The 13,095-nt window shown below is 42.1% G+C and carries 9 protein-coding genes; all 9 read right to left on the reverse strand.

Translation table 11 applies throughout. The annotated features are described in order from the left end of the window. Positions 1-84: 84 nt before the first annotated feature. The gene (yfmH, locus tag AC622_RS12570; protein ID WP_049671369.1) at positions 85-1,377 is read right to left on the reverse strand and encodes an EF-P 5-aminopentanol modification-associated protein YfmH; all 1,293 of its coding nucleotides are present in this window, start codon (positions 1,375-1,377) and stop codon (positions 85-87) included. Next, entirely contained in the window at positions 1,377-2,654 is a 1,278-nt protein-coding gene (gene yfmF, locus AC622_RS12575; protein WP_049671370.1) for an EF-P 5-aminopentanol modification-associated protein YfmF, read from the reverse strand. The genes yfmH and yfmF overlap by 1 nt, the downstream gene beginning before the upstream one ends. A 252-nt stretch (positions 2,655-2,906) precedes the next feature. Beyond that, positions 2,907-3,866: an ABC transporter permease gene (locus AC622_RS12580; RefSeq protein WP_049671371.1), complete on the reverse strand. Its 960-nt coding sequence runs from the start codon at positions 3,864-3,866 to the stop codon at positions 2,907-2,909. Further along, positions 3,867-4,919, reverse strand: coding sequence for an ABC transporter permease (locus AC622_RS12585; RefSeq protein ID WP_049671372.1), 1,053 nt, complete (start codon positions 4,917-4,919; stop codon positions 3,867-3,869). Further along, entirely contained in the window at positions 4,912-6,447 is a 1,536-nt protein-coding gene (locus tag AC622_RS12590) for an ABC transporter ATP-binding protein (protein ID WP_049671373.1), read from the reverse strand. The genes AC622_RS12585 and AC622_RS12590 overlap by 8 nt, the downstream gene beginning before the upstream one ends. A 185-nt stretch (positions 6,448-6,632) precedes the next feature. Continuing rightward, the gene (locus tag AC622_RS12595) at positions 6,633-7,718 is read right to left on the reverse strand and encodes a BMP family lipoprotein (protein ID WP_049671374.1); all 1,086 of its coding nucleotides are present in this window, start codon (positions 7,716-7,718) and stop codon (positions 6,633-6,635) included. 52 nt (positions 7,719-7,770) lie between these two features. Further along, positions 7,771-8,496 carry a GntR family transcriptional regulator gene (locus AC622_RS12600; protein ID WP_049671375.1) on the reverse strand — a complete coding sequence of 242 codons (726 nt, stop codon included), beginning with the start codon at positions 8,494-8,496 and terminating at the stop codon, positions 7,771-7,773. Between the two features lie 601 nt (positions 8,497-9,097). Further along, positions 9,098-10,177: a BMP family lipoprotein gene (locus AC622_RS12605; protein ID WP_049671376.1), complete on the reverse strand. Its 1,080-nt coding sequence runs from the start codon at positions 10,175-10,177 to the stop codon at positions 9,098-9,100. 560 nt (positions 10,178-10,737) lie between these two features. After that, on the reverse strand, positions 10,738-13,077 hold the full coding sequence (locus AC622_RS12610) for a DNA translocase FtsK (protein ID WP_049671377.1): 2,340 nt from the start codon (positions 13,075-13,077) through the stop codon (positions 10,738-10,740). Positions 13,078-13,095 lie beyond the last annotated feature (18 nt).

Consider the following 13,095-nt stretch of genomic DNA (forward strand, 5'->3'; position numbering starts at 1 on the left):
AATTGGTAAATTGTTTCTGACTCTGCTGCATAAAAAAACTGTTCCATATGCTGGTGTGAACCAAGCATATGGAACAGAAAGTCTTCAAGATGAAGAAGGAAGTATTTGAAAAACAGAGAGACGGTCCTTCTCAATCAACCCGTCAACCGCCTTCTGCACGTCGGCCAATGTCAATTCCTCAAGGACAGAAACGACATCAAATAACTCCATTTCATTGAAAGCATACCGTGTAAATTGATTCGCGATGGACTCCAATGAATTTAATGAGCGAAGAAAGCCGCCAATTCGTTTCTTTCTAACGGCATCGAGCTTTTCTTCCGTCAAGAATCCGCCCTCTTTCACTTCAAATAAGATGGATTTAATTCGTTCAGCCAATTGATCAGGCTCCCGTGTATCACCGCCGATCATCCCAAAGCCAAAGCCATATTCCTGTGTATAATCATAAAAGAAGGAATTATCGATTATTCCTGACTCAAACAGGCTCTCATAATACTCAGAGCTCTTGCCAAAGGTGCATTCGAGAAACAGGCCGATTGATAGCTCCTGTTTAAGCATTTCCATCCCTTGCAGATCTGTGTCAGCGGCTTTTATACCGACGACACATTTAGGTGACTGTATATGCATTTGGATGGAGCGCTCCTTAATCGCTGCTGATGTCGGTTCATCATCAAATTTGCGGCTGATTTCTCCTTGTTTCGTGAATTCCTTTTTCGCCTGATTATCCCGGACAAGCTTCATGATTGTTTCCGGATCTTCCGGCCCCGTGATGAAAAGGAGCATATTACTTGGGTGATAGAAGGTATTATAACATTGGTAGAGCAGCTCTTTCGTAATTCCAGCAATAGATTCAACCGTACCAGCAATATCGATTTTGACTGGATGATTGTGATACAGATTCTCGATAATGCCGAAATAAAGCCTCCAATCAGCATTATCATCATACATCATGATTTCCTGTCCGATGATTCCTTTCTCTTTTTCCACGCTTTGGTCAGAGAAATACGGTTCCTGCACAAAATCAATCAAGGTTTCAAGATTCTTTTCGACATCAGAGGTACTGGAAAATAAGTAAGCTGTACGTGTAAAGGAGGTGAATGCATTAGCCGCAGCTCCCTGTCGGCTGAATTGCTGGAATACGTCACCATCCTCTTTTTCAAACAGCTTGTGCTCAAGAAAATGAGCGATGCCGTCCGGCACGCGTGAGAAATCCTCTACCCCTGGTTCTTTGAAATGATTATCAATGGAGCCGTATTTCGTTGTAAAAGTGGCATAAGTCTTGTTGAAACCAGGCTTCGGCAATATATAAACCGATAATCCATTATCCATCTGTTCAACATATAGCTCTTCCTGCAGCTGTTCAAAGATTTGTTTTTCCATTATTCAGCCACCTCCATTCCATGAAGGAAGTAGATTGTATCGAGCACAATTTTCTCCCCGCAGGCAATAATCTCTTCTCTAGTCACTTCATCTACGCGCCTGAGCCACTCATCGAGCGTAATATCCTGATCTGCCACAACATTATGATAGAGGACCTCTGTCAGCCCCCGTGAGGTATCAATCGTTTCCAGCAATTGATTCTTAATGATCGCCTTTGTTTGCACGATTTCCTGTTCCGTGAAATCACCGCGCTTCATTGCTTCCATTTGTTCCTTAATGATTGTAACGGCCTGCTCATAATTCTTGTTGTCAATTCCGGACATAACCATAAGCAGTCCTTTATGGCTTTCAAGCCTGGAAGCTGCGTAATAAGCAAGGCTCGCTTTCTCACGTACATTAATGAACAGCTTTGAATGAGAGAAGGCGCCAAATATGCCGTTGAACATTTGCAGGGCAAAATAGTCCGGGTCCTTGTACGTAATATTTGTTCGGTAGCCGATATTTAATTTTCCTTGTTTTATATCCTGGATTTCTTGAAGCTCCTTCGCCTCTTGTACTTGATGATTTATGTACGATACGCTCTCTGGTTTTCTTTCACCGAATTGGAAGTAGCGGTTGACCACATCCATTGCATGCTCTTCTTCAATGTCCCCGATTACATACAAATCCAGTTCATCCTCTGCGAAAGCACGTTCATAATAGGCATATAGGGATTCAGGCGTAATCTCCTCAACTCTGTCGGCAATTCCGTTTGCATCAAGTCGGTAATTCTCCTCCACGCACATCTCTTGTGTCAATCGAAGGGATGAATAGCGCATTTTATCATCATAGATGGATTCTAATCTCTGTTTAAGCGCTCTCTTTTCCTTTGCAACCGTATTGGAGTCGAATTGACCTCCCTTGGCATTTGGTTTCGTCAAAACCTCTGCTAAAAGCCCAAATGCTTGCTCGAGTAACGGCTCCTTATGGGATAGATACTTTTCATTGACCATCTCCATTTGAAAGCTCATGATGTGATATTCGCCTTTTTTTCCTACATCCGCAAAAAGGCTGGCCCCGTATAGCCCGTCAAGATGATTTCGGAAGGCAGTTGAGGTGGGAAATGTTTCCGTATTGCTTTGGAGTACATTGGGAAGAAGCGCCCTAAGTGTAACGGTTTCTTCTTTTAAAGGGGCTTTCATTTTCCATACCAAAGTATTTGTCTTGTACTTGCTCGTAGGCACAAAGTGGACAGTTACACCTTGATGCTTTATCGTTCTTTCAGTTACTACGGCCATAACATTGACCTCCCTATATGAGATTGATCGTTAAATTATCCATATTGTTCGTCTCACAGAATGATTTTAAACCTTTAGTTTGAATATACATGGTTGAATGAAAATAAAGCAAGGGACAGCACCTGCCCCGCCTACTTATACTTATGTAGAAAGGAGCGGGCTTACAATCAATGATGATCGTTTCGAATAAAAAAAGCAGGCAAAGGTAAGAGGGATTTTCCCCTTTTCCTTTGCCTGCTTGAACGTTCATTCTTATCGCTTGCCTTTGATATATGGTTGCCCGGATGCTTTCGGTGCATCTGCACGCCCGATAAATCCAGTAAGGGCAAGAATGGTTAAAACATATGGAAGGATGAGCAGGTAGACGTTCGGAATCTCACTGAAGAACGGAAGCATCGAGCTTACGATACTCAAACATTGAGCAAATCCGAAGAATAATGCCGCACCCATCGCACCAATTGGATGCCATTTACCAAAAATCATTGCGGCAAGGGCCATGAACCCTTGGCCTGAAATGGTTGCATGGTTGAAATCTAGGGCAATGGTCGTCGCGTAAACAGCACCGCCTAAACCACCTAAAATACCACTTAGGAATACCCCGATATATCTCATACGATTTACATTGATTCCCATCGTATCTGCCGCCATTGGATGTTCCCCAACAGAGCGAAGACGAAGCCCAAACGGCGTTTTATAAATAACATACCACACGATCACCGAAATGAAGATGGCGATGATGGAAGTATAGTAAACATCAGAGAAAAGAATATCGCCCAAAACCGGAATGTCGCTAAGAATCGGAATATCTTCCTTATAGAAAGGCTGAGCAATTTTGTCTGTTTGACCAGCACCATAGATTAATTTCACGAGGAACAGAGACGCCCCAAGCGCTAGCATGTTAATCGCGACACCACTGACCGTTTGGTCCGCACGGAATGTAATGGACGCAACGGCATGAAGCAAGGAGAAAATCCCCGCAACAACCATGGCTACCACTAGAGAAACCCAAGGGGTCCAGCTTCCTAATGAATCGGAGAATGTTAAGTTAAATACGACACTTGTGAATGCACCAATAATCATGATCCCTTCCAACCCGATGTTAACAACACCAGATCGTTCAGAAAACACGCCGCCAAGAGCGGTAAGAATAAGCGGAGCTGCATAGACAAGTGTAGAAGGAACAAGTATAGCTAAAATTTCTACGAAACTCACTTATTCCACCCCCTTCTTCTTGCTAAACTTGCTGATTACGACGCGAATAATATAACTTGAAGCCACAAAGAAAATAATCAGGGCTATGACAACATCAATAATCTCGGTTGGAATGCCTGTCTCAAGCGGCATGTTCAATGAGCCATATTTCAGCCCGCCGAATAGTAATGCGGCAAGAACAACACCAAGGGCTGTGTTTGCACCTAGAAGGGCAACAGCGATACCGTCGAATCCGACACCTGTATGAGCGCCTTTAACACCAATGTAACCAAATGTTCCAAGACCTTCCATCGCGCCAGCTAGACCAGCAAATGCACCGGAGATTAACATGGCATAAATAATATTTTTATTAACACTGATTCCTGCGTATTCAGAAGCATGCTGGTTGAACCCAACCGCCTTCAGTTCATATCCTTTTGTGGTCTTCTCTAATAGGAACCACATAATGATTGCACCGGCAATGGCAATAGCAAAGCCCCAGTGCATCCGTGAGTTGTCTGTCAATGCTGCAAAGAATTCCGAACGCAGTGTCGCAGAACCCGCGATTGCTTCAGTCTTATCAGATCGGTCAGTCAGTACATTCGAAATAATATAGTTGACAACATGCAGAGAAATATAGTTCATCATGATTGTCGTAATAACTTCATGAACTCGGAATTTCGCTTTCAGCAAGCCTGGGATGAATGCCCATAGCGCACCGGCTACTGCTGCTGCCAATACAGCCAGCGGAAGGTGAATGAGTCGTGGAAGATCGGTGAATAAGGTTCCAATCCATACGGATGCAAGCCACCCCATCAAGAATTGTCCTTCAACACCAATATTGAATAGACCCGTTCTGAAAGCAAATGCTACTGCTAGACCTGCTAAGATATAGGGAGTTACCTGACGAATGGTTTCTCCCATAAAATATGTGTCACTGAATATGCCTTCCCATAATGCGATATATCCATCTACAGGGCTATAACCGCTCGCCAGCATGACGATAGCACCTGCAATAAGACCCAAAATAACGGCGATTACAGGGATTAGTATATTTGATAGACGTTTATACATGTGTTTCCTGCCCCGCTTCCTTCACTTTACTTCCTGCCATTAAGAGACCAAGCTCTTGCTCTGTTGTCTTCTTAGGATCGACAACCGCTACGATAGCCCCCTCATAGATGACGGCAATTCGGTCACTTACATTCAGGATTTCATCCAATTCGAATGAAATTAACAAGACCCCGCGGCCTTTATCACGCTGTTCAATCAAACGTCTATGAATGAATTCAATAGCTCCGACATCGAGTCCGCGTGTCGGCTGTGCAGCAATCAGCAAGTCAGGGTTACGGTCAATTTCCCTTGCAATGATGGCTTTTTGCTGGTTCCCGCCTGATAAGGCACGTGCCGGGGTAAACTCACTCGGCGTCCGTACATCAAATTCTGCAATAAGCTGCTTCGCTTTATCAAAGATATTTTTAAATTTCAAGATGCCATGCTTTGAGAATGGCTCTTTGTAATAGGTTTGGAGCACCATATTTTCGCCAATAGAATAATCAAGAACAAGTCCATGCTTATGTCGGTCCTGTGGAATATGACCAATGCCGGTTTCCGTGATTTTTCTCGGTTTCTTGTTCATAATATCATTTCCATTAATGGTAATGCTTCCTGATTCACTCTTGCGAAGGCCTGTAATAGCTTCGATTAATTCAGTCTGACCATTGCCATCAACACCGGCAATGCCGACAATTTCTCCAGCCCGTACAGATAGATTCAAGCCTCGAATTGCGTCAACACCTCTTGAATCCTTTACAACGAGATTATCGATTTTGAGAACATCCTCAGCAGGCTTGGCATCCTTCTTAACGGTTGTGAATACTACCTCACGGCCAACCATAAGACTTGCCAGTTCATTTGGATTCGTTTCACTGACATTAACCGTTCCGATTCCTTTACCCTTACGAATAACTGTACAGCGGTCGCATACTTCCATAATTTCTTTCAGCTTATGAGTGATAAGAATGATGGATTTACCTTCAGCAATTAGATTCTTCATGATTTGGATTAGTTCTTTAATTTCTTGAGGAGTCAATACAGCTGTCGGCTCGTCAAAGATTAAGATTTCAGCTCCGCGATAGAGGGTTTTCAATATTTCTACCCTTTGCTGCATTCCAACAGATATTTCAGAGATCTTCGCATCCGGGTCAATTTTCAATCCATAGCGCTCTGATAGCTCGCGGACTTCTCTAGAAGCCTCTTTCAAATCAATTTTGCCAGCTTTTGTTGGTTCTTTACCTAGAATGATGTTCTCTGTAACAGTGAACGTGTCAACCAGCATGAAATGCTGATGGACCATACCGATTCCCAAGTCATTCGCAATATTAGGACTTGTGATGCGAACCGCTTCACCATTTACTTTGATTTCGCCCTCTTCTGGCTGATATAAACCAAACAGGACATTCATTAATGTAGATTTTCCCGCACCATTTTCACCTAGCAGCGCATGGATTTCACCCTTTTTAACCTGCAGGGTAATATCATCATTGGCTACAATGCCGGGGAACTCTTTACGGATGTTTAACATCTCAATAACATAGTTCACGGATATTCACTCCTTTTAATTTCCATGAAGATTCATAAGCAAGATGGCAAAAGAAAAGCAACCCAATGTTACACCCTTGCGCTACCTTTCCTTTACCATTTTCCCTAAGAGGTCTGATGTCAGACAGTCATATGCAAGGGTAATGAAGGGATAAGGATGTTGCCCTTATCCCTTCATCGTTCTCTTTATTTTTTTAAGAATTCATCAAGTTCTTTTTCAGTAGCAGGAACTTTGATTTCACCATTCTTAATTTTCTCTTTGTATTCGTCAACAGACTTGATCATGTCCTCAGTTAAGTTATCAGTCGTTGGAGCGATATCTACACCGTCAGAATCAAGACCGAATTCAACAACTTCACCGCCAGGGAAATTGCCATCTTTAGCGTCTGTTGCAACTTGCTTAACTGCAAGGTCAACACGTTTAACCATAGAAGTTAACGTAACGTTCATGTCAGTACCGTCGATTTTACCTTCGGCAGCTTGGTCTTTGTCTACACCGATTACCCATACTTCTTTATCAGGGTCGTTTTTCTTGATATTTTTCGCTTCTGTAAATACACCATTACCAGTTGCGCCTGCAGCGTGGTAAATAACATCAATGCCGGATTTGTACATAGCTTCTGCTGTTGCTTTTCCAAGAGAAGCATCACTGAAGCTTCCAGTGTATTTCACTTGAACATTTGCATCAGGGTTTACTGATTTAACACCGGCTACGAAACCAGTTTCGAATTTTTTAATAAGTTCACTTTCCACTCCGCCAACAAATCCAATTTTATTAGATTTAGATTGTAAACCAGCAATTACACCAACTAGGAAAGAACCTTCATGTTCTTTGAATGTAATACTTGCAACATTGTCTGCATCAACTACAGAGTCAACAATTGCAAAATGGCTGTCAGGGTTTTGATCTGCTGCTTCTTTTACTGCGCCTTCCAATAAGAACCCAATACCGTAGATTAAATCAAATTTTTGGCGGACTAATTGGTTTAGGTTAGTTGTATAATCAGCGTCAGATTCTGATTGCAAATAGTTGTAGCCGTCCTTGCCTTTTTCCAAACCATTTTCTTTACCGAAAGCTTGCAAGCCTTCCCATGCAGATTGGTTAAAGGATTTGTCATCAACGCCACCAGTATCAGTAACCATTGCGACGGTGAAATTATCTTTTTTTGAATCACCTTCACTGCTGCTGTCATCATTGTTTCCACAAGCACCAAGAATAGTTCCTGCAGCTAGTACGAGAGACAACGCCATTCCAAATTTGCGTTTTTTCACGTTCTTAACCCCCTAAATAATTTTGGCAGTAGCTTTTTTAGTATGAGCCTTCTCAAATTCTTTTACGCAGAATATGAAAATGAAACTTATCAGCTCTAAAAAAGTTGGCAGAGTGGAGATATGGCTTGTCCTGACTGTCGAAATGAGTTTGTTTCAGTAATAGAAGGGCTGTCTCCGGATTACAGTTCAATAGAGGCGATACCTTTTCATCATAGCCAATAGGCTCGATGTCAGCGACAGCATATGTAATCTTCACGCCCGCCTTCTCTTCCAGCAAGGCCAGCATCGACTCTTCTTGAAACATGGAAGCATCCGATACCACATGAATCGGCATCTTATCCAAGCAATAGACTACCGGATCTCCGTTTGCGGTTCTGACTCGCTCTATTATCAGAAACTTTTCGTCTTTCTTACAGTTGAACCTTTCCATATCTTCTTCCGTTGCACCTTCAATGGATGATGAAAGAAATATCGTTCCTGGAGTCATGTTTGCTTCCCGAATCATATCAGTTACACTATTAAGTTGTTCTATGCCGGATGTAAATAGCGGTGTCGCATTAACAAAGGTACCGACCCCATGCCTGCGAATAATCACCTTATCCTCTTCTAGAACCCTAAGTGCTTCCCTTAATGTCGCTCTGCTTACACCAAGTTTTTTTGCCCATGCAAACTCTGAAGGCAACTTCTCATGTTCCCTATAGACACCCGAGCTAATATCTTGTCTAATCTTGTCGATTACCTGCAGATAAAGCTGCCGGTTGTCCTGTTTGATAGACATCCTTTTTCCTCCAAGTTACTTATTTCCTAATCATTTAAAAGATACAAATCTACTAACCAATCATAATTTATCATGGATTTTGGAAGAAATAAATAGGTTTGCCTAAAATATAAATAATGTCACACTTGTCGAATTGACGAATTTTCGCCATGTAAGCGCCGTAAACCTTATTAAATCAATGTTTTTTAACTGAAAGGACTTTTGTACCATCCAAAAGATTATATTTTTGAAATTTTCGTTCTATTCCATTTAGCATGACCTATTAAAAACGTTTTCTTGTATATAAGCCATCCTAAAGCAGCTTAAAAACCTGTTTACGAAAACATAACTACCTATTTTTCCCATATCATATGGTGTATTATCCGGTAATTTCTAAACAGTATACCTTAATAAAACTTCTGCTTCCGATCAACCATTACGCCATACTAATTCTATCCTAAAATAATATATATTCGTTCGTATCCCCCTATAATAGGCTCACTAATGGATAAAAACGACTTCTTTATAGTCAGCTGATGAACCATCAAAAAAGCAGACAAACCCTTCTCAAAAGGAAGTCTGTCTGCTTCTATCCATCTGTTTATAAGGAAGTGATATATCCTTATTTCAAGAAGGAAGCCAGCTCTTTTTCATTTGCCGGTACTTTAATATCGCCTTTTTTGATTTTCTCTTTATAATCATCAATAGCCTTTATGATCTCATCGGATAGATTATCCTTCGACGGAGCTAAATCCACCCCATCCTCTTCAAGACCAAATTCGACTGTTTCACCACCTGGGAATTTCCCATTCTTCGCATCTTTTGATACTTGTTGTACAGCTAGGTCTACCCGTTTTACCATAGATGTCAGCGTAACATTCATATCTGTTCCGGAAATTTTTCCTTCATCGGCTTGATCCTTATCGACCCCAATTACCCAAACATCTTTATCAGGATTATTTTTCTTTATGTTTTTGGCTTCAGTGAATACACCATTACCACTATTTCCAGCCGCATGATAAATGACATCAATGCCTGATTTATACATCGCTTCTGCAGTCGCTTTTCCTAAGGAAGCATCACTGAATGTGCCTGTATATTTCACTTGGACATCCGCCTTAGGATTAACTGATTTAACGCCGGCAATAAAACCAACTTCAAACTTCTTAATGAGTTCACTTTCCACTCCGCCAACAAATCCAATCTTGTTAGAGGCTGTCTTCAACCCAGCAGCAACCCCTACAAGGAAGGAACCTTCATTTTCCTTGAACATGATGCTTGCCACATTATCTTCTTCTACAACTGAATCAATAATGGCAAACTCTGTGTCAGGATTCTGATTAGCCACTTCTTTAATGGCTCCATCCATTGTGAATCCTACCCCGTAAATTAAGTTGAAGTTCTGGCGTACTAATTGGTTTAGATTTGTTGTGTAATCTGCATCAGATTCTGATTGCAGATAGTTGTATCCATCTTTGCCCTTCTCCAGGCCATTTTCCTTACCGAAGGCTTGAAGCCCTTCCCAAGCTGATTGGTTAAAGGATTTATCATCGATTCCTCCAGTATCAGGCACCATAGCAACGGTGAAATGATCCTTGTCTGCATTATTTTTGCTGCTGTCATCATTGTTTCCACAAGCACTCATAAAGGTACTTGCCGCTAAAACAAGTGAAAGCGCAATTCCAAATTTTCTTTTCTTCACTGCATTAACCTCCAAAATAATCTAGTCAGTAGCCTTTTTAATATGAGCTATTTTTTCGGCATTTATGAGTAAAATCTCCATTGATCAATTAGGTAATAAAAAGATACCCTCATTCAACGTGATCTATATATGTATTTAGGCCTTAAGATGATTCCGTATCTTGTACGTTTCCAATGCTTTCGCATGGAGTTCACATCATGAATAAAACAGACGCGTATAGAAAGTCTACTAACAAATGATAATTTAACATGGTTTAAAGAAAAAATGAATATGTTTTTCTAATATAAAATAATGTTACACTTTAAATTTTTGGAACTCTGTTGAAATCTACAGAAAATATTGATAAATATGTAATCAATCGATTATATTGCCTGATAATAAAGAATAAACAAAATCATTTATTGATATAATAATATAACCTTATTCATGTTTATCTAACCATTTAGTCATCCTAGTTCGATAATAACCCGGTAATTAATCAGCCTATATATGATCGAATACTCAGACAAAACGAAAGGACTTCAGCCTATATACGCTGAAGTCCTTTTCAGTCCTCTTTATTAAGAATTACTCGCCTGGTCAAAATCCTTTGGCACCAGGACAGCACGCGGTTTGCTGCCTTCATAAGGGCCAACGACCCCTCGTGCTTCCATCTCATCGATCAGCCTGGCCGCACGTGTATAACCTATCCTAAAGCGGCGCTGCAACAAGGATACTGATGCCGTCTGCATATCTGCAATCAAACGGACAGCTTCATCATACAGTTCATCTGTTGTGGTCTCCTTGCTCGGCTCCGGTATATCCTCAGGAATCATATTCTCCTGATATTGCGCCTTCTGCTGAGAAATGACGAAATCAACCACATCCTCTACCTCTTGGTCAGACAGGAAAGCCCCTTGCACACGGATTGGCTTGGATGCCCCGACCGGCATAAAGAGCATATCCCCTCGGCCCAGGAGCTTCTCTGCGCCGCCCATATCGAGAATCGTTCTTGAATCGATTTGAGAGGATACACTGAAGGCAATCCTCGAAGGAATATTGGCCTTAATGACCCCTGTAATAACATCAACAGACGGACGCTGAGTCGCGATAATTAAATGAATCCCAGCAGCCCTGGCCATTTGGGCGAGACGCGTAATCGCGTCCTCCACTTCATTTGACGCAACCATCATTAAATCAGCCAATTCATCCACAATGACAATAATATATGGCAGGAGAGGATTTTTCTCTCCTTCCTCCAAGTTCTGGCGTGTAATTAGATCATTATACCCTTCTATATTTCTCGTACCAGAGTGAGAGAATAATTCATATCGCCGCTCCATCTCGCTTACGACCTTTTTTAAGGCTTGAGCCGCTTTGTGAGGGTCCGTAACAACTGGAGCCAGCAAATGCGGAATACCATTATAGACATTTAACTCAACCATTTTCGGGTCAATCATCATCATTTTTACCTCATGGGGCTTTGCACGCATTAATACGCTGGTGATGATGCCGTTTATACAGACACTTTTCCCGCTTCCTGTCGCCCCTGCGACAAGAAGATGGGGCATTTTATTCAACTCGGCCGAAACAGCTTCTCCAGAGATATCTCGTCCAAGTGCAATCAAGAGCTTAGACCCGCTTTTCTCAGACGGCTGGACCTCAAGAACCTCCCGCAAGGAAACAACGGCTACATCTGAATTCGGAACCTCGATTCCGATAGCTGATTTACCCGGAATCGGGGCCTCAATTCGAATGTCCTTCGCAGCCAGGGCCAGCGCAAGGTCATCTGCCAGTGAGACAATCTTCGATACCTTCACGCCGACATCAGGATGAACCTCATATTTCGTTACAGCAGGTCCTAAGTGAACCTGAGTCACTCTCGCTTTCACCCCAAAGCTCTTAAAGGTGCTCTCAAGTTTCTCGGCATTCGTATGAATCAGCTCATATTCCCCGCTTTGGTCTGCTTTTTTAGGCGATTTTAATAATGACAGCTTTGGAAGCTGGTAGTCGACATTTTCCACTTCCATGAAGGTCATAGGCTCTTCCTTTTCAGCCGCATTCCCTTCTCCAGCTTTCGGCCGGACATCAGCTTGATCTGATACCGGCTCAGACACTCCATCCGTTTCCTGATAAGCTCGGTCTGCGAAATTGGAAATGATTCTTTCCTCGAATGGCACCTCTTCTGCCGCATTCTCGCCAGGCACCTCAACATCTATGTCTTTCATGACCGGCTCAGTCTTGCGTGTCGCTCGTTTGTCTGCCTTTTTCCTTGTTGTCTTGGAACTGCGGAAATCCTCTATAAAGGCATCCCACTGTTTCTTAATGAAACGTCCAAAGGAGGAGATAACCTTGCCGATGGAATCCATGAGTCCCCTGCCGGTTATGAGTATGATGCCGCCAACGATGAATAGAAAGGCAATAAATTTACTTCCGGCATCAGCAAATAGGAAATGGAAAGCCGCATAAAGGAATGCACCAATCATTCCCCCTCCTAAATCAATCGTACTGGCTGAGCCATTCACTTCCATCCAAAAGATTTCCCACGTATTCAAAATGACACTAGGGCGCAGAGCATCGTTTGCAGATGAAGCTAGATGCTCAAACAAAATCGTATGATGATATAAAAGAATCGCCAATACCATTAAGTAAATGCCGACAAGCTGCCTTTTAAAGAAGAACGGAATCTCCCGTTTGTATATCAAGTATATACTGAATATCATAAGGCCTAATAATAATAATATGTACCATTCTCCCATGAAAAAGCGAGCCAAAATCACGAATGAAGTTCCAACTGCACCCAGCCTGGCCATGGCAATCGCTGCAAAGCCAAATAAGGCGAGTCCGGATATTTCGTATTTTAAGGTAGACTTGATCTGGTCTTTCTTCTTAGACCTAGGTTTTCGTTTATTTTTAGCCATCCAACCACCCGTATTTCT

Origin of the sequence: Bacillus sp. FJAT-27916, assembly GCF_001183965.1 — a bacterium.
Taxonomy (GTDB): domain Bacteria; phylum Bacillota; class Bacilli; order Bacillales; family Pradoshiaceae; genus Pradoshia.

Coding starts and splice junctions, on each gene's coding strand:
- yfmH (WP_049671369.1), bottom strand. CDS start 1,377: ATGGAAAAACAAATCTTTGAACAGCTGCAGGAAGAGCTATATGTTGAA.
- yfmF (WP_049671370.1), bottom strand. CDS start 2,654: ATGGCCGTAGTAACTGAAAGAACGATAAAGCATCAAGGTGTAACTGTC.
- AC622_RS12585 (WP_049671372.1), bottom strand. CDS start 4,919: ATGTATAAACGTCTATCAAATATACTAATCCCTGTAATCGCCGTTATT.
- AC622_RS12600 (WP_049671375.1), bottom strand. CDS start 8,496: ATGTCTATCAAACAGGACAACCGGCAGCTTTATCTGCAGGTAATCGAC.
- AC622_RS12610 (WP_049671377.1), bottom strand. CDS start 13,077: ATGGCTAAAAATAAACGAAAACCTAGGTCTAAGAAGAAAGACCAGATC.